We start from the raw sequence: 20,746 nt of genomic DNA on the forward strand, positions 1-20,746 counted from the left end.
AGCAAATTAGCCACTGCCGGAAAAGCCGCTCAGATGGTTACCTATACCGCAACAACACAACAACCCATCAACATTGGGCAAATTGTAACTATTCAGAACAAAACCGTTACTCATCATATTATAGTAACCAAATGTAGTTTTTACAGCCTTAGTACCGGGGATTTTAGTAATAAACTGGAAGGAATTCCGGTAGACTGCATCCACCCTCCATATACCGATCCAACTGCTCATGGTTTTGCTTACGATCAGCCTGCAATAATAATAGACAATAATGATCCTGAAGAAATGGGGCGTATAAAAGTACAATACTTCTGGAGTGATCGTTCGGGAGAAAATATCAGTGACTGGCTTCGGGTTCAGACTTCTTATGCCGGTGGCGGAAAAGGAATGATTTTCCTTCCTGAAGTAGGAGAAGAAGTACGAGTATGCTTCTCCGGAAATGACCCCGATGCCGCCTATGTATCCGGAATGAACTTTAACGGAAATGCAAAACCCGGAAACGGAATGAAAGACAACCATCAGAAAGCCATTCAAACCCGTTCCGGGAATAAACTAGTATTAAATGATCAGGACGGCTCTGTGAATCTGGCTGATAAAGGCGGGGCTAATATGTTTTTTAATGGTGCCGGAAATGCCACAACTAACGCAAACACAGATCACAGCATCAACGCAGGAAGCAATCATTCCGTCAATGTAGGAGAAGGAAATTCTTCTTTACAAATGGACGCAGGAGGAAATATAAATATAAGTGGGAATACCAGCATTAACCTTTCCGTTGGAGGAACTTCAATAAAGATTGATGCAAGTGGTATTACTATTTCTACAACAGAAGGAAATATAATGATTGATGCAAGTTCTGGAAAATTAAATCTGAATAGTGGAGCAGAAACAGATTTAAATGCTGGAGGTGACCTTACTATAGCCGGAGGTCCTTCTGCTGTTATTTCTTCAGGAGATACTAATATAATGTAAGTAGTATGGATGAGTTAGAATTTATTGTTGAAAAAGCTCTAATGATGTGTGATCAGGGAGCAGCACCTGATTATTTTAAACCAACATATAACACATCTGAATACATAGAAGAACTTCTCGTTGCTACAAATAAAGACGGAGAACCCATAACAAATATCCCTTCTTTTATGATGTGTCAAGTTACAGAAGAAATTTGCATTCCGGCAACAGCACCTATGACTTGGGAAAATACATGTCCTGTAAAAGCTAATGGAATAGAAACCTTATTAGGAAGAAGCACTTGCCCCTGCAAAACAGGGGGAACTATTGAATTCTTAACCAGCGGTCAAATCCCTTTACCTGAAGAAATAGAAGAAGAGGTTAACAATATGAAAAAGGAAGCTCAGGAAAAACTAAACGATGCCGGATATGGAGATACAGTGGGTGAAGCTGGTTTTTGGGAAGGATTTATTCCTGTATGGGGTAGTGGAAGAGATGCTTATAATGACTTTGAACAAGGACGATGGGGATGGGGAACATTCAATAGTTTAATGGTCGTAGTGGACATAGGTACATTAGGAATAGGTTCTATAGTAAAAGGAGCATTAAAAGGCGGAGCTAAGGCAGGAACAAAAAAACTTTTAAAAGGAGCCTTTAAAAATTTAGGACCGAAAGCATTTAATCTGTTAGAAAAAGTAAACTTAAAATCAGCTTTAAAAAAATCAAGCTTTAGTAAATTAAAAAACCCTAAAACCTGGTGTTTTCCGGCAGGAACTATTATACATTTAGAATACGGAGTCAAAAACATAGAAGAAATACAAATTGGAGATATTGTAACCAGTTATGATTTAGAAAAAAACAATATAGTTTACAAAAAAGTAGTAACTTTATTTGAAAATGAAGTAGATGAGATATTAGAAATAATTACGGAAAAAGATACAATCAAAACAACCAAAGGGCATCCTTTCTTTATAAAGAATGGTTTTAAAGATGCAGAACATATAAAAATAGGAGATCATTTATTATCAAAAAATGGAGAATCGCTAAAAGTAGTTTCTATAAATCTTATAAAAGAAAAAACAAAAGTTTATAATTTTGAAGTAGAAGATTCTCATTGTTATTTTGTTGGAGAAGAAGGGGTTTTAGTTCTTAATTTATGCCATAAAGCAATAAAAGAGGCTATGGAAAAATTAATTTCAGACCCTAATAAAATAAGGCATATTTTACAAGATCATCATGAATGGCAAAAATTATTACCTGATGTTAATTGGGATAGTGTATCTAACATAATTGAAAAAACTCTAAAAGAAGGAACTGAAGACATATATAAATCAGTAAATAAATCAGTTCTAAAAATAGGAAATGAAACCGTTGAAGTAACATATAAAAAAATAGGTGATAGAATTTTTATTTCCGATGCATGGGTGGTAAACTAGAAAAACAATTTCTTTAATAATATAAAATGGAATCTATAAAAAAACTAATTCAAGAAAAACAGTTTAAGGAAGCTTTAATTTTATTCCAAAATTCATACAATGAACTAAGTTCGAAAATCGAAATAGACACATATGATCATCCATCAAAAGAATATTATGAATTTATGATTTATATAGGAATGAATTCCAACAATGAAGATATAGTATCTTTCTCCTCAATGATATTAGCAACCTCTCTATGTCATTTTGAAAATTCATATAGAACATCATTTGAACTAGCAAAGAAAGTAGTGAAAATTAATCCAAAAAAAACAGACAATTGGGAATGGCTTCTTTTTTTTGTTGATTTACCTGATAAAATCATAAACGAAAATGAACTTAAAAATATTTTAGATCAAATTTTAAAACTTGACGAAAACAATAAAAAAGCATTAAATATTTTACATAAAAAATCCATCCAATAAAAACTAAACATAAGCACAAAACATTATACAAGAAAATAGGAATAATTGAAAAAAGTATTTATCTGCATCATTAAAAAATACAGAATTAAAGAACCATATCTAATTTGCCTTTACAAAATAAAAAATATAAATAAGAGAACTATTTATTATTTGAAAAAATGAATCGAGTAAAATTTACCAAAATAGTTTCTTTAGTAAATAAAGGAAAATTATTTACTAAGAAAAAAAAGTACGATAAGGCTTTATATTTTTACAAAGAAGCAGAAACCTATTTTTCAGAACCTATTTTTGAAAACATAGGTGCTGAAACTTTATATATATTAATGGGAGATACTTTTATGGAAGCTAGAGACTTTGAAAATGCACGAAAGTATTATAACAAATCCAGAAAATGTAAAGATAAAGAACAATTACCTCTTTCTTTATTTAAAATAGGAAAATCCTATTTTAAAGAAAACAATTTAACAGAAGCTAAAAAATGTTTCTTACAAATACATAAAGAATCTGGTAAAAAACATTTTTTGCCAGAACAAGCCAAATATTATCAATTAATTTCAAAAACACTTTAAAAAGAAAGAATCCAAACATTTATTTCTATAGAAACAAACCAATGCTAAATATATTTAAAAATCCGTCTTTACTTGAATTAAAAGATTTTGAAACCTCCTATAATATTAAAGTTCAAAACCAATTTACAAGAAATCGAAATGAAAAACCTTTATCTTTAAAAACTGAATCTCAAATCTATTTTAAACAAAAAATAGAAAAATCAAAGATTTCCAATTGTTTTGAATTAACACAAATAAAAGGAGAAGCAAATAAAGATAAATTTAAGTTGTTTTTAAATCATTTTTTAGCTCTTACTAATATCCCTAAAAGATTATGTTTTGATCGATATTTAGGAGGTGAAATAATTTCATTAACTAACACAAAACAATTAGAAAAAGACTGGCTTCAATGGAAAGAAGAAAAATTAAATGATTTCTTCCCCATATTAAAAGATCAAGAAAAATTTGTTGATGCTTATGAATTAGGTTTAACTTCCATTAATGAAAATATAAAGAATGAATTACAATATATTATTCTTTTTCCAGAGTGTTACCGTTTTAAAGAATATAGCGGTTTATATATATTCAGTTCCAGATTAATAAGTGAAATGGCAATAAAATATAAATTCACAATTGCTGATATTTCTAATTCAGGAGATATAACTAAAATTCACCTGGAAGCCAGAATAACGAATGAAACAGAAATACTTGCAACTATCAATAAAATAAACGAGGTTGAATATTGTATTGAAGATTATAATTTTAAATTATCAATAAATTATAGTTTCGAAAAGAAATCAGCCAAGATATTGATTGCTGATTTAAATCTGGAAGAAACAATAAGTGACGATTTAAATTACAAAATTAACATAAACATGAAGGAAGTTAATAGTGAAAATTTATCAAAAGAATAATTAATACAAAAAACACAAAACCTATCGTTTTTAAGAGACTATAATTCCAGACTACAAAAACCAACAACAAATCATTTACCTTTGATTAAAATTTCTCATTATAATGCAGCTATTAAAAGACCGTATCTTAAAAGAAGGTAAAAGTTTTGAAGGTGGAATCCTTAAAGTAGACAGTTTTATTAATCATCAGATGGATCCAATATTGATGAAATCTATTGGAGTGGAGTTTGTACGTCGGTTTAGTAATCTTCCTATCAATAAGATTATTACTATAGAAGCCAGCGGAATTGCTCCTGCAATTATGTTGGGTTATTTACTGGAACTACCGGTTGTATTTGTTAAGAAGGCAACACCTAAAACTATGGAAAACATGGTGTCTTCTTCTGTTTATTCTTTTACAAAAGACAGAACATACACCGTTTGTGTAAGTCGCAATTTCTTGGGTCCGGAAGATAAAGTTGTATTTATAGATGATTTTTTAGCCAATGGAAATGCAGCAATAGGTGTTAAACAATTGATAGAGAAAAGTGGCGCCAAACTTTACGGAATGGGGTTTATTATAGAAAAATCTTTTCAGGAAGGAAGAAAACGTCTCAATGATCTTAATATCCACGTGGAATCACTTGCCCGAATAAAAGAACTGGGAGATAACAAGATTCTTTTTGAGTATTAAAAAAGCCTCTCATTTCTGAGAGGCTTTGTACCTAGAGTGGGAATCGAACCCACACACCGAAGTACACGAGTTTGAGTCGTGCGCGTCTACCAATTCCGCCATCCAGGCAATTGATGTATTCCAATTGTGAATGCAAATGTAAAAAAAAATTCCTATTTTTAAAGAAAAATACTTGAAAATATCCTTTCAGAGTTCAATTTTATTCCTAAATTTGCACCTCGTTTCAACGCACAACAACTAACTAACTACTAAACAATAAATTAAAATGCTGCCTCAAGAACCAGAAGCTAAAATTTTTGCATGTTCTGAAAGTATTTATTTAGCAGAAAAAATAGCGAAAAGCTATGGAGTACCGCTGGGTAAAGTTACGCTTTCGAAATATAGTGATGGCGAATTTCAGCCATCCTATGAAGAGTCTATTAGAGGTTTACGTGTATTTATAGTATGCTCTACCTTCCCTAGCTCAGATAACTTAATGGAATTATTGCTAATGATAGATGCTGCTAAAAGAGCGTCAGCAAGACACGTAACTGCCGTTATCCCTTATTTTGGATGGGCGAGACAGGATCGAAAAGATAAACCAAGAGTTCCGATAGGAGCAAAACTGGTTGCAAATATATTACAGGCAGCAGGCGCCACACGCATCATGACTATGGATCTGCATGCGGATCAGATTCAGGGCTTCTTTGAAAAACCGGTAGATCATCTTTTTGCTTCTACTATCTTCTTGCCTTATGTAAGAAGTTTAAACTTAGAAAACCTAACGATTGCATCACCAGACATGGGAGGTTCGAAAAGAGCTTATGCTTATTCTAAGTTTTTAGAATCAGATGTAGTAATCTGTTATAAACAAAGAAAAGTTGCAAATGTTATTGATAGTATGGAATTGATCGGAGATGTTAAAGGGAGAAATGTTGTACTGGTAGATGACATGATTGATACAGGGGGAACACTTGCTAAAGCAGCTGATCTGATGATAGAAAAAGGAGCATTAAGCGTAAGAGCAATCTGTACTCATGCTATATTATCAGGGGATGCGTATGAAAAAATTGAAAACTCTCAGCTAAGTGAACTGATTGTTACAGATTCTATTCCTTTAAAGAAAGAATCAAAAAAAATAAGAGTGGTGAGTTGTGCACCTCTTTTTGCAGAAGTAATGCACATGGTGCATCACAACAATTCCATTAGTGGAAAATTTTTAATGTAAATTATTATTAACTATATTTTTATTTCAATGAAATCAATTACGATTAAAGGATCTGAAAGAGAAAGCGTGGGTAAAGCGGCAACGCGTATCATACGTAATGCTGGAATGGTTCCTTGCGTGTTATACGGAGGAGATCAACCAGTACACTTTCAAGCAGAAGAAAAAGCTTTCAAAAGCTTGGTTTACACTCCAAACGCGCACACCGTTGCGATCGAATTGGAAAATGGTAAAAAATTCAACGCTGTTTTACAAGACATCCAGGTACACCCTGTAAGTGACAAAATTTTACATGTTGACTTCTTTCAATTATTTGACAATAAAGAAATCACGATAGAAGTTCCTGTAAAAGTAGTAGGTACGTCTAAAGGTGTCTTAGCTGGTGGTGTTTTACGTCTTAACACACGTAAATTAAAAGTGAAAGCTTTACCAAAAGACTTACCTGATTTCGTAGAGGCTGATATTACTCCTCTTGAAATGGGTAACAAATTATATGTGACGAAGTTAGCTTCTGATAAATATAAATTATTACACCCGGACAACACTGTTGTTGCTCAAGTTAGAATTTCTCGTGCGGCTATGAAAGCAGCTCAAGAAGCAGCAAAAGCTGCAGCAACTCCGGCAAAAGGAAAGAAAAAATAATCTCCCCTTTAAATATTTTAAAAGCATCAACTTCATCGTTGATGCTTTTTTTGTTTTCTTAAAGTAAAATATTGTTAATGAGAGGTCTATACACAAAGTCCCTGCATTCCTCCTTGCACTCATTTCACTTTTTACTTCTCACAAAAAACATTTTACTAAAAACATTTAACTTCCCCTTAATTTTGAAACTCAATCAATAAAAACTAATTTTGCGCCATGATAAACTGGTTTAAAACTATTTTTAAGCAGAAAAGAACGGAAGGAAATAACGATCCTATGAAGAAATTTTTAATTGTTGGCTTAGGTAATATCGGAGCCGAATATGTTAATACACGTCACAATATTGGTTTTAAAATAGTAGATGCTTTGGCAAGAGAGGAATCTCTTACTTTTGAAACGGTTAAACTGGGTAGCCTCGCTGAGTATAAATTTAAAGGGAGAACTTTTTTATTACTGAAACCAAACACTTTCATGAATTTAAGTGGTAAAGCGGTTAAATACTGGATGGATAAAGAAAATATACCTTTGGAAAATATTCTAATTATTACTGATGATCTGAACCTTTCTTTTGGTATGATCCGAATAAAGGGAAAAGGCAGTGACGGAGGGCATAATGGTCTTAAAAACATCAATCTGATCTTGAATACTCAGGAATATGCCCGTTTTAGATTTGGTATTAGTGATGAATTTAAGAAAGGACAACAAATTGATTATGTTCTAGGAGAATGGAGTGAGGAAGAACAAACCAGATTACCGGAACGCTATGCAACTGCATGTAAAGTGATACGCTCTTTTGGAACAGCCGGACTAAATAATACAATGAATACTTTTAACGGCAAATAGCTCATAAATAGTCTTTTGCCTTATTTTTACTAACTCCAAAACATCTATTAGACCGTTTTCTCTAAATTATTTAATATAAAAGTAATACTTTAGCAGTATAACTATTTTTTATGAGAGAAAAATATCTTTTCGTAGTATTTTTTACGGTATTTCTGACAGCTATAAATAATTCTTATGCTCAGATCGGTAATGATGTAACTTTATTTGGACAAACAGTTAATAAAAAAAATATTGATCCTAACGGACTAATTCGATGTGCTACTACAGAATATGAGGCTTCTTTACAGAAAAAAGATCCTCGACGACTTTCTTCTACTGAGTTTGAAAAATGGCTAAACCCAAAAATAAAACAATTAAAAAGAAGAAAGGCAAATGGCAAAATCCGATCAACTGTTATTACCATTCCTGTTGTAGTCCATGTTGTTCACAATGGAGATGAATATGGAACAGGCGAAAATATAACGGATGAGCAAGTACAATCCCAAATAACTGTATTAAATCAGGATTTCAGAAGAATGACAGGAACTCCCGGTTTTAATAATAATGCTGTAGGTGCTGATATAGAAATAGAATTCTGTTTAGCCGGAACGGATCCAAACGGAAATAAGACTAACGGTATAAATCACGTCAATCTGAATATTACTGATTTTGGGGAGCAACAGGCAGAAACTATTCTGAAACCACAAACACAATGGAATCCGGAAGAATATCTTAATATATGGACCTGTCGCTTTGGTAAAGGAAATGGCGGACTTGACAGCATGGAAGACGTATTAGGGTATGCTCAGTTTCCTTCTTCATCGAACCTGCCAGGACTCCCATCAAACGGAAAAAACGCAATTACAGACGGTGTAATTATTTCTTATAAGGCTTTTGGATCATCAGATATTTACCCACAGGGCACCTATATGAGACCCTACAACAAAGGAAGAACAACAACACATGAAGTGGGGCACTGGCTTGGTTTAATACATATATGGGGAGACAGTTCGGATTGTGATATTGACGATTTCTGCACAGATACTCCTGCTGCAAATCAAGCCAATACAATTTGTATAGAACACGCTTCCTGTACACCTCGTGATATGATTGAAAATTATATGGATTATACCCCGGACGCTTGTATGAATATCTTTACGCAGGATCAAAAAACACGTATGCAGACTGTGCTATTAAATTCTCCAAGAAGAAAATCTCTTGTGAGTTCTTTAAAATGTGAGGTTTCTGATGTTACAACTCCTGATAATCCAAAAGTAATTCAGGTCTATCCAAATCCAACAAAGGATATTTTAAATATTTCCGTACCGGAAAACCTAGGGAAACCTATTAAATATTTCATATATAATTACTTAGGACAAACAATTGAAGAAATTCAGGTTACCAAAAATAGTGATTTGAACCTCAACGTTTCAAAATACAGTACTGGTGTATATTTTATTAAAATACATACTGACAAACAAACAAAAACACTGCGTTTTATAAAAAAATAAGGTATTTTTAAAATTAAGAGAAAAAGAGGGTTGATATTTTCAATCCTCTTTTTATTTATCCAAAGTATACTCTAAATTTGCAGCTATTAAAACACTGACTCTTGAAAATTTATAACTCCATACAGGAATTCAAATCCCAACACCAGACCACCGTAACATTAGGCACTTTTGACGGTGTACATATAGGACATAAAAAAATCATAGACCGTTTAACAAAAAGCGCAAAAGAATCCGGAAACGAAAGTTTAGTACTTACTTTTTTCCCTCATCCCAGAATGGTACTTCACCAAAACTCAGATATTAAATTACTGAATACCATCAATGAACGTTCTGTTTTACTTGAAAAAACAGATCTAAATCATCTGATTATACATCCGTTTGACGAAAAATTCTCTCAGCTGTCTGCAGAAGAGTTTGTGAAAAATATTTTAGTAGACCAATTCAATATCAAAAAAATCATAATCGGATACGATCATAAATTTGGAAAGAACCGATCTGCAACTATTGATGACCTGATTGCTTTTGGTAAAATATATAATTTTGAAGTAGAACAGATATCGGCACAAGAAATTAACGAAGTATCAGTAAGTTCTACTAAAATAAGAAAAGCTCTAACTGAAGGAAATATCACTCTGGCTAATGAATATCTAGGATATAACTATATACTGACTGGAGTTGTTATCCAAGGGAATCAACTAGGAAGAACCATCAACTTCCCTACTGCAAATATTAAGATTCAAGAGGATTATAAATTAATCCCTCAAAACGGTGTTTATATTGTAAAAAGTATCATCAATACTAAAACGGTTTACGGAATGATGAATATCGGTGTCAGACCTACAGTTGATGGAAAAGCACAAACGATTGAAGTTAACTATTTTGATTTTGATGCGGATTTATATGGTCAGGAATTACAGGTTTCTGTTTTACACCGAATCCGATCGGAGCAAAAGTTCGATTCTTTTGATGCTCTTCGCCAACAACTGGAAAAAGATAAAGTTACTTCTGTCAATTTTGTCAAAAATCTTTAAACATGAGAAATAGGCTATTTAAATCCATGGATAATTCTGCTTTAATCGTTTTTAGAATCTTCTTTGGTTTTTTGTTAGCTGCTGAAACTTTCGGCGCAATTATTACCGGGTGGGTCAGAAAGGTACTGATCGAACCTCAGTTTACTTTCTCACATATTGGTTTTGAATGGCTTCAGCCCTTACCGGGTAACTGGATGTATATTTATTTTATGGTAATGGGAGTTTCAGGACTCTTTGTAATGATCGGTTACAAATATAAATGGAGTCTGGGAATTTTTACTATTCTGTGGACTGCCGTTTATTTAATGCAAAAGTCCTCTTATAACAATCATTACTATTTACTAATACTAGTTTGCATTATCATGTTTTTCCTTCCGGCAAATCGTTATGCTTCTATTGATGTAAAACAAAAACCGGAGATAAAATCACTGAGTATGCCTCAATGGTGCGCTGTTGTAATGATCCTTCAGGTCGCTATTATGTATTTCTTTGCAACGGTAGCCAAATTCTATCCCGACTGGATGAATGGCACTTTTACTAGAAATCTATTTGCCAACAAAACGCATTTTCCGATAGTTGGCATTCTGTTTACAAAACAATGGTTCTATATTTTTATTGCTTATACAGGAATTTTCTTTGATCTGCTAATCGTTCCGTTACTTCTGTGGAAAAGAACGAGAACAATCGCCCTAATCTGTGCTCTGATATTTCATCTGTTCAATGCATTGGTATTACAGATCGGAATCTTTCCTTTTTTTGCACTGAGTTTTACCGTGTTCTTCTACCCTCCTGAAAAAATACGATCTCTTTTTTTGCGAAAAAAACCAACTATTGAAAATCAGAATATAGAAAATGATTATAGTAACAAATCTGTTTTATACTATTTCTTTATTCCATTTTTTATTATTCAGTTACTATTACCTATTCGACATTACTTTATCAAAGGGGATGTTATCTGGACAGAGGAAGGACATCGATTAAGTTGGCGCATGATGCTACGTTCCAGATCCGGCTATATCAGTTATATAGTTGTAGATAATTCAACCGGAAAGAGAACAGTATATAATCTTAAAAAAGAACTGACACATAAACAAATTGTCTTTATATCAGCAAAACCGGATGGTATGTGGCAAATGGCACAACATATCAAAAAGAAATACAAGAAAGAAGGGAAAGACGTGTCCATTTATATACATTCTCAGGTATCAGTAAATGGAAGTCCTTTTAAAACCTTTGTTGACCCAAAAGTAGATTTTGCAAAAGCAAAATGGAACTATTTTTCTCATAATGACTGGATAGTGCTTTATGAATAAAGTGTAAAAAACATTTCACCACTTACCATTAAATTATAATTTATTATTTTTGAAACAATTTAAACCCCCGAAAATGAGTATTACAAAACACAACTGGACTAAAGAAGAAATTATCTCAATATATAACAAGCCATTAATGGATCTCCTTTATGAAGCGGCTTCTGTTCACAGGAAATATCATGATCCTAATGTAGTACAGGTTTCTACGTTGCTGTCCATCAAAACGGGCGGATGTCCGGAAGATTGTGGCTACTGCCCTCAGGCAGCTCGTTATCACACCAATATTGAAGGAAATGATCTAATGACCGTTAGCCAGGTAAAAGCACAGGCGCTCAGAGCAAAATCCAGTGGTTCATCCCGTGTTTGTATGGGTGCTGCATGGCGTAATGTAAAAGACGGCCCTGAGTTTGATCAGGTTTTAGAGATGGTTCGTACTATTAACAAGCTGGATATGGAAGTATGTTGTACATTAGGTATGCTTACCGAAAATCAGGCACAACGTTTAGCAGAAGCAGGTTTATATGCTTATAATCATAATCTGGATACATCGGAAGAATATTATAAAGAAGTAATCTCTACACGTGGCTTTGAAGATCGTCTGGAAACCATTCAGAATGTCCGTAAAACGAACGTAACGGTTTGTAGTGGTGGAATTATAGGGATGGGAGAAAGTATTGAGGACAGAGCCGGAATGCTTGTTGCATTGTCTACTTTAAACCCACAACCGGAATCGGTTCCGATTAATGCTCTGGTAGCTGTAGAAGGTACGCCGATGGAAGATGAAAAACCAGTTGAAATATGGGAAATGATCCGAATGGTTGCTACAACCAGAATTATAATGCCGGAAACTCAGGTTCGTTTGTCAGCAGGAAGAACACAAATGAGCCGTGAAGGACAGGCAATGTGTTTCTTTGCAGGAGCTAATTCTATCTTCGCAGGAGATAAATTACTGACCACTCCTAATCCTGACGTAAATGAGGATATGAAAATGTTCGAAATGCTGGGACTGCAACCTCAAAAACCATTCATCAAGTTAATGCAACCTAAAACGGTAGAAGCTGAAGATTCTCAATTTCAGGCTTTAGGTGAAAAACCAAAATGGACTCGTCCCGGTCATACTATTGAAAAAAATCTGGAAGCTTCTTCTAAAAAATAATATTTAAACTTTCCCCTCCTTTGGAGGGGTGTCCGTAGGACGGGGTGGAAACCTCAAAGAGAAGTATTTTTTCTATTTATCAGAAAAACATAATCGTTTGATCTTATGTTTATGCTTTAATAAAACATATGGTTCCTAAAATTTGGAAAACAAGAAGCTGTAGTTCCAATTTCATCTCTTCAAAATAAAATTCTACCCCTCCGAAGGAGAGGAATTAAACAAATTTTCTTTAAAAAGGAAGAGCTACAAAAAAAGATCAATGGAGAACAACAGAACAATAACAGCCCATATAAACGGAATACCCATCTATAGAAACTTTATTGAAAATCTGCCTTATTCTATAAAATTAAAAGACCGAGCCAGAGCTTTACGAAAAGCAGGTGTATTATCAGAAGTCATCTTTTGGCAGCAGGTACATAAAAAACTTTTCTGGAAGATCGATTTTGACAGACAAAGAATCATCGGGAATTATATTGTAGATTTCTATATCAAAACTCTGGGGCTTATTATAGAAATTGATGGTTCCAGCCATAATAATAAAGAAGAATACGATACTAAACTCGCCCGGAGGGCATCCCTCCAAAGGAGGGGAAGAAAAAACCGGAAGAGGAGAAACAATAAAAAGTGGATTTTATTATAAAACAGAACCTCAATTTCCTATTTACAAAAAATATATTTGTTCTTTTTTTACAATTAAAAAAACCTTCGTTAACTTTGAGTTTATAATTTTATAAACCAAATAAAGTTTGCTATGCGATTACATTTAACAGAAATCGAACGTGTAAAGACCATTTCAAAAGAGAATTTTTATAATAATTATGTAAAAAAGCAGAAACCTCTCGTTATAGAACAGCTTACAAAGGAATGGCCTGCTTACGAAAAATGGAAACTTAACTATATAAAAGAAGTTGCAGGGAACAAAATTGTTCCTCTTTATGATGACCGTCCTGTAACATCTGATGACAAATTCAATGAACCTCATGCTACAATGAAAATGTCCGAATACATTGATCTGCTACAATCAGAGCCAACATCTTACAGAATTTTTTTATACAACCTGATGAAAGAAGCTCCTTCATTACAGGATGATTTCAAATGGCCTGATATAGGGCTCAAACTGGTAAAACAATTACCTATGTTATTCTTTGGCGGTGAAAATTCAAAGGTATTTATGCATTTTGATATTGATTATTCTAATATCTTACATTTTAATTTTAACGGAAAAAAACAATGCATTCTTTTCCCTCCGGATCAAACTCCTTACCTTTACAAAGTCCCTCATGCATTAATCTCTCATGAAGCAATTGACTTTGATAATCCTGATTTTAAAAAATGGCCGGCTTTGCAGTATACAAAAGGTCTGATTACAAATATCAGTCATGGTGAAATGTTATATATGCCGGAAGGTTACTGGCACTATATGAAATATCTGACTCCAAGTTTTTCAATGAGTCTAAGAGCTTTTCCACGAAAAATCAGTAATCTGTCAAAAGCAGTTTATAACCTGACTATTATGAGAAATTATGACAATATGATGAGACATCATAAGGGACAAAAATGGATCGATTATAAAAATGAACAGGCTATTATACAAACACATAAAAAATTAGGAATATAACCCTCCTGACTTTTTATTTATACTGAACCCAAAACAATTAATGAGCAAAACCTATTCTGTAGAGGAAGCAAAACTAAAATTAGAATATTACTGTAGTTATCAGGAACGATGCCATACTGAAGTAGTGCAAAAACTACGCACAATGAACATGATCTCACAGGCAATAGATCTTATTACAGTACATCTTATTGATAATAACTTCCTGAACGAGGAACGTTATGCCTGTAGTTTTGCAAGAGGAAAACACCGTATCAAACACTGGGGAAGAATCCGTATTGTAAATGAATTAAAATTCAGAAATATTTCTAAATATAATATTGATAAAGCCTTAAAGGAAATCTCAACGGAAGAATATTATTCTACTTTTCATGCTGCTACGGAAAGATACTGGGAAACTATTCGCGAGAGCAATGTTCAAAAAAAACGTAAAAAATTCTGCGATTACTTTCTCAGAAGAGGTTTTGAAAGTGCTATGATTTATGAAAAAATGATCGAATTAGAAAATACTATTACTGATTAAGCTCTGGTCAACACCACGCTTACTGCATTTCCTCCAAAACCGACTGCATTAATCAAAACTTTACGAATAACTGTTCTCTGTTTTTGTGCTTTTGCAAAAGGAACTCCTATAAACTGCTGCTTCTGAAGCATCATAACTCCTAGTTCCAGACTTAGCGTCCCGGATGTCCCAAAGGTATGTCCTATCTTCCATTTATTAGTGGTTAACATTGGGAGGTCTTCTCTAAATATACTCTGAATGGCTTTATATTCTGATAAATCTCCTTTAATAGTACCGGGAGCATGCATAACCACTACATCTATATCTCTTAAATCAAGTCCTTTTAATGCCATTTGCATTGATTTCTTAAAACATTCTGCTTCATCAGAAATAGAAATATTATGCTGTAATATTTCTGTCGCATAGCCAATACCGGTTATATAAGCTAGTGCATTTTCTTTTTCTCCCATTTCCAAACAAGCAACAGCTGCTCCTTCACCCAGAATCATCGTATTTGTGTTTTTATCCAGGTCTAAAGCACAACAAGGGAAATCAGATTCTTCTCTGGAATAGATCTTCATTGCCTGTACCTGTGCTATCGTAAAAGGGGTTAAAGGAGCCTCACTTCCTCCTACTAGGAATTTATCAACCATTCCTGCTCTTAGCCAGGCAACACCGTTTAAAAGCGCGTGTAAAGCGGTAGAACAGGTTATAGAATGTGAGACCTCCGGTCCATTACTTTGCAGATCATGAGAAACCCATGATGAAATATTACCTAAAGTAGTGGTTGGTGAAGCAAGTGTCCCTACTTTTCCTGTATTTAAAAAATCCTGATAGTATTCCTCAAATAGTTGGGTTGCACCTCTGGAAGATCCGAGATTAATACCAAAAATAAAATCTTTAGTCCATCCTGCTTGTTTTACTGCTTTACGGGAAGCTGCAATAGCGTATAAAACAGAATTATCTAATGTTTTATATTTACTGTCTGATTGTTTTAATTCTTCAATTTCCTGTTTTGAATCGGGATCTAATGCTGCTACATATACTCGTTGCTCTCCAAATTTCTGCTTTGTAAAAAAATGTTTCTGCTGAAGATAGTTTTCCCAAATCATTTCCGGATTATTTCCTAACGGAGAAATGGAAGACACAGCGGTTATTGCGATAACAGTATTCAAAATAAGTTCTTTTTAGAATGCAAAAATAGGGTTTTTTAAAGAAGTAAATGTTTTACGTGAAATGTAAAATATTATGAAACACAACAATTACAGTTGGAGTAACCCGGCAGAAATATATCTAAAATGAATTAAATCGATTTAATATTTGCTAATTCTAATAAAGATCTGTTAAACGATTTTAAATTGCTCCCCAATCCGGCAAAAAACATTTCATCTATTTTTTCAATATCTGTAATTGCTTTCATTATTAAATCCTTTCCTTTTTCCGAAAGAAAAACTGACTTGGCACGTGAATCCATAGAATGTTCTTTCCTTATCACATATTCTTTATGTTGTAATACTTTAAGAATCTGAGAAACATTCATTACTTCTATCTTCGTATGCTGCGATAAAGATATTTGTGTAACCTCATCATTGTGTAATGTAAACCAATAAATACTGGTTAATATCACAAACTGAGAATGGGTGATATCATATTTTTCATTAAGCTCCTTTTTTATCCTTTGTTGCCATAAAGAAGTTGCCTGCCATAATAAAAACCCGGTACTTTCTTCGGCATCGATTACACTAAACACATTATCTTTATCTTTCATCTCATTATAATTTTACATCATCTTATCCTGAATTAAATCAAAATCATGGGCGCTTATTTCTAAAATTCCATATCTAAAAGGATATCCCCAGTATTTTTTATCCGGAATAAAATTCAATAGGTCTATCAAAGGTACTATAGAAATATCTTTAGCTGAATAATATTTTATATTTCTTCTGAATGGAATAAAATCAGCTGTCATCTGATAGGAGTAAATTAAATTATCCGCCACTCTGCCAATCGCCGTAAAACACTGCAAAGTGGAGGTTTTATCACTCATTTTATTTTTTGAGGAGTAAATAATGATTTCATCATCAGCACGCATTCTTGCTAAAGGTTGCTTTTTACCATGACATGCCTGTATAACACCTTCATTAACTGCTTTTACCGCATGCTCTTTTGAAACACAGACTATCCAGTATTTTTTAGTTTGTTGTTCCATATTTACTTTTTATAACTTCTATCTGGGTTTCAATATCATTTTCTAATTGTTCTGCTATATTTTTCATAACTAAACGAAACCATAGTTTACTTAATAAACCTTTCATAGTTAATCTAATTGTTATTTTTAAACCTTCATCAGTGTTTTCATACCAGTGTTCATCATACATTTTAGCCAGAGGAAATTTTGTAACATCTCTATAATATGATCCTTGTATTACTTCTTCAATTTCAACTTTTACTTTTCCGGCTCCCTGAGGTACAATTATAAAATGATTTCCTGCTTCAAAATCACCTTTTATATAACTATCATCAACTCCTTTATCCCACAATTTCCAATTGTTAACATCTGTTATCAAATCCCAGATCTGTTTTTGAGTAATTTCTTTTGTAATTTTTGTATAAGCTTTAATTATCATACTATTTTTTAATTTAGATTATAAGCATAAATATACTAAAATATTTTATAATAAAAATTATTATAAAATATTTTAGTATATTAAATTAAAAAGCAGAATCTGAATATATATTTTTTAATACCACCAATAAATAATGGATAAGGAAACTATTGCAATACAACACCAAAGTGTGAAACCATAACTAAAAACTTTTATCCCTGTGGATCTGATCATAGCAGGTGTTAGTTTTGCACCAATCAGAAAGAGTACGACAACAAGACCCTTTTTAGACAGAAATACAAGAATTTCTCTAAGGTCAGGCATAGGAAAATAAGTATTTAAAAGTATTGCCAGAACAAACAGAAAGATAAAATAAGGAATCATTATTTTTTGTGAAGAGCGTTGTGTATAAGAGGTAATAAGCGCAATAGGTACAATACAAAGGGCTCTGCTTAGTTTTACGGTTGTAGCAACCTGCAACGCTTCATCTCCATACTGACTTGCTGCGCCTACTACGGAACTGGTATCGTGAATGGCAATAGCTGCCCACATTCCAAACTGATCCTGAGAAAGATGCAAAAGATGACCAACAACGGGGAAAATAAACAAAGCAAGTGCATTAAGTGTAAAAACAACGCCAAGAGCTAATGAAATCTGATCTTGTTTTACCTTCAGAAGGGGCGAAATAGCCGCTATGGCACTTCCTCCACAGATAGCGGTTCCTACGGATATTAGATAAGCAGTTTTTTCGACTATTTTAAATTTTTTTCCTAAAAAATAACCTACTGTCAATGTAAACACAATACTGGAAAGCATTAAAAAAGCGCCTCGCCCTCCTACTTTCATAGCATCGGTTATATTCATTCCGAACCCAAGTCCGATAATGGATATTTTAAGCAGCAAGCTGGTTGCTTTATCTGAAACCTTTTCATAAGGATTCGCAAAAAAGAAAGCGTATAAAACACCTAATGCTAATGCCCAGACAGAGTTAATAAAAGGAAAAAGACACAGAATAATTAAAAGAATAAAAAGAGGTTTAGTAAAACGCATACGGTAAATGTTTTATTTGTACTACAAAATACCGTCTTTTAATAAAACTACGCCAATTCCAAATAATCATGAGGGATAACTAAAAGGAATCCTGTTGTTTTACAAAATCTATAAATAACAATGGTAGACCTGAAGTAACTCCCAATGGCAAAACAAAAGAAAACTCTCTGAAAAACTGGATATTGTCTATTTCCAGAATTTTAAACCGGTTATATAACAAATCTTTTGCGATAGACTGAATGGAAAGAATCCCAATACAATCGGAATGATCCAGATAGGATTTAATTCCTTCTGTACTTTCTATATTAAGCTGAATATTCAGATCACTTAAAGAAATATTATGTTCTTGTAATTTTTTAGAGATTACTTCTAGTGTTCCGGAACCCCATTCTCTGACCACTAAAGGTGTTTTAATAAATTCTTCTATAGAAAAAGACTGTTCTGCAATTGGATTTCGGATACCGGCTACTATTACTAATTCATCTTTTAAATAAGGAGAATATGTCAGTCCTTTTTGTTGGGACATTCCTTCAACAATACCCAAGTCTACTTCTCCGGAAATAACCATATCTTCTATTCTCCTTGAATTTTTTACAACGAGAGATAATTCCAAATCACTGAATTTTTTCTGAAACTGGGCTAGTGCTTTGGGTAATGAATACTGGGCAACGGTTGTACTTGCTCCGATTCGGAGTTTACCGGACACTTCTGCTTTTAACAAATTAATGTCCAGAGATAATGATTTTTGCAGCTTAATTACATCTTCAATATAAACCAATAATACCTGTCCAAAATCGGTCAGAGAAATGCTGTTCCCAGAACGATTTAACAATGGACCTCCCATAATAATCTCCAGAGCTTTAATACTCTTCGTAACGGCAGATTGTGTGATATACAGTTCTTCTGCAGCTTTAGTAAAACTTTTATTCTGTATTACTTTATGGAAAACAAGATATTTATGGTCTAACATATCTCAAATGTGTTTAAAGGGTATCTAATACGGCTTCTATAGTCTGATAAACCTTATCTAACTGCTCATCTGTAATAATATAAGGGGGTATAATATAGATTATATTCCCTACGGGTCGCATAATAACGCCATTTTCTATAAAAAAATTATACAGCTTATTACGAAGGATTCCATAATAACTTTCTTGTGTTTCTGTTTTTATATCTAAAGCAAAAATAACGCCCAGCACTCGTGTTGTAGCCACCTTAGAATGAAAATCTATCTTTTTCTGAAAAACAAGGTGCTTATTATTAATTCTCTGTATGCTATTCTGAATCTCTTCTGATTGTAATAAATCCAAACTGGCTAAAGAAGCGGCACATCCTGTTGGATTAGCAGTAAAGGTGTGTCCGTGAAATAAGGCTTTATTCACATCATCATCATAAAAACCATCGAATATTTCTTGTGTAAAGGTAGTAATTGCCATTGGAATCGTTCCTCCTGTCAGCGCTTTTGACAGACACATCATATCCGGCTGTGTATTGAGATAATCAGAAGCGAAATTTTTTCCAGTTTTACCAAAACCGGTAAAAACCTCATCAGCAATGGTCAGTACTTTATGTTCTTTGCAAATGGTAATCAGGGTATCTAATGTTTCGGGAGCATACATAATCATTCCGGCTGCTCCTTGTACCAACGGCTCAAACACAAACGCTGCTATATCATTTTGTTCTAAGGCTTTGTGTAATGCTGTATAACTTTTCTCCTCATTTCCTTTTGTCGGAACAGGAATACGAATTACTTCTACTAAGGCTCCCTGAAAAGCTTCTGTAAAAAAAGAAATACCACTAGCTGCCATAGCGGCAAAAGTATCTCCATGAAAAGCATTTTCAAAAGCAATTAATTTGGTTCGCTTTTCTCCTTTGTTATAAAAAAACTGTAATGCTGCTTTTACAGCTACTTCAATTGCAGTCGATCCATTATCTGAAAAAAATAATTTCTTTTGATTATCGGGTAAAATCTGCATCAATCGATCTGCCAGAACAATAGCGGGCTCATGTGTAAATCCACCAAACAAAACGTGCTCTAAAGTGGTAAGCTGTTTATAGATTTTATCTGCAATATAGCGATTACTGTGCCCATAAGGATTAACCCACCAAGAAGCAATGGCGTCTATATATTCTTTTCTGTTCTCATCCCATAATAAAGCACCTTCGCCTTTTACAATGGCAATATGTGGTTGTGCGGTTTTATGTTGTGTATAGGGATGCCATAGATACTGACTATCACGTTCTTGTAAACTCATTTTTCTTTATTATTTTAAATGCTGAATTTTAAATTTTAAATGTTTTAAAAACT

At 33.4% G+C, this 20,746-nt stretch carries 23 protein-coding genes and 1 tRNA gene; 16 read left to right on the plus strand and 8 right to left on the minus strand.

Annotation, left to right across the window (positions count from 1 at the left end):
* The 6 genes from AC4FQX_RS14705 to xpt all read left to right on the plus strand — a co-directional run.
* A partial coding sequence (locus AC4FQX_RS14705) for a phage baseplate assembly protein V (protein WP_491168478.1) occupies positions 1 to 972 on the plus strand: 972 nt, incomplete at its 5' end.
* Positions 973 to 977: 5 nt separating this feature from the next.
* Positions 978 to 2,387: a polymorphic toxin-type HINT domain-containing protein gene (locus tag AC4FQX_RS14710; RefSeq protein ID WP_491168479.1), complete on the plus strand. Its 1,410-nt coding sequence runs from the start codon at positions 978 to 980 to the stop codon at positions 2,385 to 2,387.
* 26 nt (positions 2,388 to 2,413) lie between these two features.
* A complete protein-coding gene (locus AC4FQX_RS14715; RefSeq protein ID WP_491168480.1) occupies positions 2,414 to 2,851 on the plus strand; it encodes a hypothetical protein in 438 nt (145 codons plus the stop codon).
* A 158-nt stretch (positions 2,852 to 3,009) separates the two neighbouring features.
* Positions 3,010 to 3,420, plus strand: a complete 411-nt coding sequence (locus tag AC4FQX_RS14720) for a tetratricopeptide repeat protein (protein WP_491168481.1) — start codon at positions 3,010 to 3,012, stop codon at positions 3,418 to 3,420.
* Between the two features lie 41 nt (positions 3,421 to 3,461).
* Positions 3,462 to 4,313 (plus strand): hypothetical protein, encoded by an 852-nt coding sequence (locus AC4FQX_RS14725; RefSeq protein WP_491168482.1) that lies wholly within the window; start codon positions 3,462 to 3,464, stop codon positions 4,311 to 4,313.
* A 103-nt stretch (positions 4,314 to 4,416) separates the two neighbouring features.
* On the plus strand, positions 4,417 to 4,986 hold the full coding sequence (xpt, locus tag AC4FQX_RS14730) for a xanthine phosphoribosyltransferase (protein ID WP_491168483.1): 570 nt from the start codon (positions 4,417 to 4,419) through the stop codon (positions 4,984 to 4,986).
* Between the two features lie 28 nt (positions 4,987 to 5,014).
* Here the strand turns inward: xpt and AC4FQX_RS14735 are convergent.
* Positions 5,015 to 5,094 (minus strand) — tRNA-Leu (locus AC4FQX_RS14735).
* 157 nt (positions 5,095 to 5,251) lie between these two features.
* On the opposite strand from AC4FQX_RS14735, the gene AC4FQX_RS14740 reads away from it, so the two are divergent.
* The 10 genes from AC4FQX_RS14740 to AC4FQX_RS14785 all read left to right on the plus strand — a co-directional run bounded on the left by AC4FQX_RS14740 (position 5,252) and on the right by AC4FQX_RS14785 (position 14,803).
* Complete coding sequence (locus tag AC4FQX_RS14740) at positions 5,252 to 6,193, plus strand: ribose-phosphate pyrophosphokinase (protein ID WP_491168484.1); 942 nt, start codon at positions 5,252 to 5,254, stop codon at positions 6,191 to 6,193.
* 27 nt (positions 6,194 to 6,220) lie between these two features.
* On the plus strand, positions 6,221 to 6,832 hold the full coding sequence (locus AC4FQX_RS14745; RefSeq protein WP_491168485.1) for a 50S ribosomal protein L25/general stress protein Ctc: 612 nt from the start codon (positions 6,221 to 6,223) through the stop codon (positions 6,830 to 6,832).
* A 216-nt stretch (positions 6,833 to 7,048) separates the two neighbouring features.
* Positions 7,049 to 7,675 carry an aminoacyl-tRNA hydrolase gene (pth, locus tag AC4FQX_RS14750; protein ID WP_491168486.1) on the plus strand — a complete coding sequence of 209 codons (627 nt, stop codon included), beginning with the start codon at positions 7,049 to 7,051 and terminating at the stop codon, positions 7,673 to 7,675.
* A 110-nt stretch (positions 7,676 to 7,785) separates the two neighbouring features.
* Positions 7,786 to 9,165 carry a T9SS type A sorting domain-containing protein gene (locus AC4FQX_RS14755; RefSeq protein WP_491168487.1) on the plus strand — a complete coding sequence of 460 codons (1,380 nt, stop codon included), beginning with the start codon at positions 7,786 to 7,788 and terminating at the stop codon, positions 9,163 to 9,165.
* Between the two features lie 101 nt (positions 9,166 to 9,266).
* The gene (locus tag AC4FQX_RS14760; protein ID WP_491168488.1) at positions 9,267 to 10,196 is read left to right on the plus strand and encodes a bifunctional riboflavin kinase/FAD synthetase; all 930 of its coding nucleotides are present in this window, start codon (positions 9,267 to 9,269) and stop codon (positions 10,194 to 10,196) included.
* Between the two features lie 2 nt (positions 10,197 to 10,198).
* Complete coding sequence (locus tag AC4FQX_RS14765; protein ID WP_491168489.1) at positions 10,199 to 11,509, plus strand: HTTM domain-containing protein; 1,311 nt, start codon at positions 10,199 to 10,201, stop codon at positions 11,507 to 11,509.
* A gap of 73 nt (positions 11,510 to 11,582) precedes the next feature.
* Complete coding sequence (bioB, locus tag AC4FQX_RS14770) at positions 11,583 to 12,665, plus strand: biotin synthase BioB (protein ID WP_491168490.1); 1,083 nt, start codon at positions 11,583 to 11,585, stop codon at positions 12,663 to 12,665.
* 259 nt (positions 12,666 to 12,924) lie between these two features.
* Positions 12,925 to 13,305 carry an endonuclease domain-containing protein gene (locus AC4FQX_RS14775; RefSeq protein ID WP_491168491.1) on the plus strand — a complete coding sequence of 127 codons (381 nt, stop codon included), beginning with the start codon at positions 12,925 to 12,927 and terminating at the stop codon, positions 13,303 to 13,305.
* 111 nt (positions 13,306 to 13,416) lie between these two features.
* Positions 13,417 to 14,283, plus strand: a complete 867-nt coding sequence (locus AC4FQX_RS14780) for a cupin-like domain-containing protein (RefSeq protein ID WP_491168492.1) — start codon at positions 13,417 to 13,419, stop codon at positions 14,281 to 14,283.
* A gap of 40 nt (positions 14,284 to 14,323) precedes the next feature.
* Positions 14,324 to 14,803 carry a regulatory protein RecX gene (locus AC4FQX_RS14785; RefSeq protein WP_491168493.1) on the plus strand — a complete coding sequence of 160 codons (480 nt, stop codon included), beginning with the start codon at positions 14,324 to 14,326 and terminating at the stop codon, positions 14,801 to 14,803.
* Here AC4FQX_RS14785 and AC4FQX_RS14790 read toward each other — a convergent pair.
* The 7 genes from AC4FQX_RS14790 to bioA form a co-directional block, all read right to left on the minus strand.
* Complete coding sequence (locus tag AC4FQX_RS14790) at positions 14,800 to 15,957, minus strand: beta-ketoacyl synthase N-terminal-like domain-containing protein (protein WP_491168494.1); 1,158 nt, start codon at positions 15,955 to 15,957, stop codon at positions 14,800 to 14,802. The genes AC4FQX_RS14785 and AC4FQX_RS14790 overlap by 4 nt on opposite strands.
* Positions 15,958 to 16,085: 128 nt before the next feature.
* Entirely contained in the window at positions 16,086 to 16,550 is a 465-nt protein-coding gene (locus AC4FQX_RS14795; RefSeq protein WP_491168495.1) for a MarR family winged helix-turn-helix transcriptional regulator, read from the minus strand.
* Positions 16,551 to 16,562: 12 nt separating this feature from the next.
* On the minus strand, positions 16,563 to 16,991 hold the full coding sequence (locus AC4FQX_RS14800; RefSeq protein ID WP_491168496.1) for an EVE domain-containing protein: 429 nt from the start codon (positions 16,989 to 16,991) through the stop codon (positions 16,563 to 16,565).
* Entirely contained in the window at positions 16,975 to 17,409 is a 435-nt protein-coding gene (locus tag AC4FQX_RS14805) for an SRPBCC family protein (protein WP_491168497.1), read from the minus strand. Before AC4FQX_RS14805 ends, AC4FQX_RS14800 begins: the two co-directional genes overlap by 17 nt.
* Positions 17,410 to 17,523: 114 nt before the next feature.
* Positions 17,524 to 18,438, minus strand: coding sequence for a YeiH family protein (locus tag AC4FQX_RS14810; protein WP_491168498.1), 915 nt, complete (start codon positions 18,436 to 18,438; stop codon positions 17,524 to 17,526).
* Between the two features lie 79 nt (positions 18,439 to 18,517).
* Positions 18,518 to 19,408, minus strand: a complete 891-nt coding sequence (locus AC4FQX_RS14815) for a LysR substrate-binding domain-containing protein (RefSeq protein WP_491168499.1) — start codon at positions 19,406 to 19,408, stop codon at positions 18,518 to 18,520.
* Positions 19,409 to 19,421: 13 nt separating this feature from the next.
* Positions 19,422 to 20,693, minus strand: coding sequence for an adenosylmethionine--8-amino-7-oxononanoate transaminase (bioA, locus tag AC4FQX_RS14820; protein ID WP_491168500.1), 1,272 nt, complete (start codon positions 20,691 to 20,693; stop codon positions 19,422 to 19,424).
* Positions 20,694 to 20,746: the final 53 nt, after the last annotated feature.

This window comes from Flavobacterium sp. AK-301, from assembly GCF_058310215.1.

Bases quoted from the DNA above. Each gene is read 5' to 3' on its own strand.
- AC4FQX_RS14710 (WP_491168479.1), top strand. From the start codon at position 978: ATGGATGAGTTAGAATTTATTGTTGAAAAAGCTCTAATGATGTGTGAT.
- AC4FQX_RS14715 (WP_491168480.1), top strand. From the start codon at position 2,414: ATGGAATCTATAAAAAAACTAATTCAAGAAAAACAGTTTAAGGAAGCT.
- AC4FQX_RS14720 (WP_491168481.1), top strand. From the start codon at position 3,010: ATGAATCGAGTAAAATTTACCAAAATAGTTTCTTTAGTAAATAAAGGA.
- AC4FQX_RS14725 (WP_491168482.1), top strand. From the start codon at position 3,462: ATGCTAAATATATTTAAAAATCCGTCTTTACTTGAATTAAAAGATTTT.
- xpt (WP_491168483.1), top strand. From the start codon at position 4,417: ATGCAGCTATTAAAAGACCGTATCTTAAAAGAAGGTAAAAGTTTTGAA.
- AC4FQX_RS14740 (WP_491168484.1), top strand. From the start codon at position 5,252: ATGCTGCCTCAAGAACCAGAAGCTAAAATTTTTGCATGTTCTGAAAGT.
- AC4FQX_RS14745 (WP_491168485.1), top strand. From the start codon at position 6,221: ATGAAATCAATTACGATTAAAGGATCTGAAAGAGAAAGCGTGGGTAAA.
- pth (WP_491168486.1), top strand. From the start codon at position 7,049: ATGATAAACTGGTTTAAAACTATTTTTAAGCAGAAAAGAACGGAAGGA.
- AC4FQX_RS14755 (WP_491168487.1), top strand. From the start codon at position 7,786: ATGAGAGAAAAATATCTTTTCGTAGTATTTTTTACGGTATTTCTGACA.
- AC4FQX_RS14765 (WP_491168489.1), top strand. From the start codon at position 10,199: ATGAGAAATAGGCTATTTAAATCCATGGATAATTCTGCTTTAATCGTT.
- bioB (WP_491168490.1), top strand. From the start codon at position 11,583: ATGAGTATTACAAAACACAACTGGACTAAAGAAGAAATTATCTCAATA.
- AC4FQX_RS14775 (WP_491168491.1), top strand. From the start codon at position 12,925: ATGGAGAACAACAGAACAATAACAGCCCATATAAACGGAATACCCATC.
- AC4FQX_RS14780 (WP_491168492.1), top strand. From the start codon at position 13,417: ATGCGATTACATTTAACAGAAATCGAACGTGTAAAGACCATTTCAAAA.
- AC4FQX_RS14785 (WP_491168493.1), top strand. From the start codon at position 14,324: ATGAGCAAAACCTATTCTGTAGAGGAAGCAAAACTAAAATTAGAATAT.
- AC4FQX_RS14795 (WP_491168495.1), bottom strand. From the start codon at position 16,550: ATGAAAGATAAAGATAATGTGTTTAGTGTAATCGATGCCGAAGAAAGT.
- AC4FQX_RS14800 (WP_491168496.1), bottom strand. From the start codon at position 16,991: ATGGAACAACAAACTAAAAAATACTGGATAGTCTGTGTTTCAAAAGAG.
- AC4FQX_RS14805 (WP_491168497.1), bottom strand. From the start codon at position 17,409: ATGATAATTAAAGCTTATACAAAAATTACAAAAGAAATTACTCAAAAA.
- AC4FQX_RS14810 (WP_491168498.1), bottom strand. From the start codon at position 18,438: ATGCGTTTTACTAAACCTCTTTTTATTCTTTTAATTATTCTGTGTCTT.
- AC4FQX_RS14815 (WP_491168499.1), bottom strand. From the start codon at position 19,408: ATGTTAGACCATAAATATCTTGTTTTCCATAAAGTAATACAGAATAAA.
- bioA (WP_491168500.1), bottom strand. From the start codon at position 20,693: ATGAGTTTACAAGAACGTGATAGTCAGTATCTATGGCATCCCTATACA.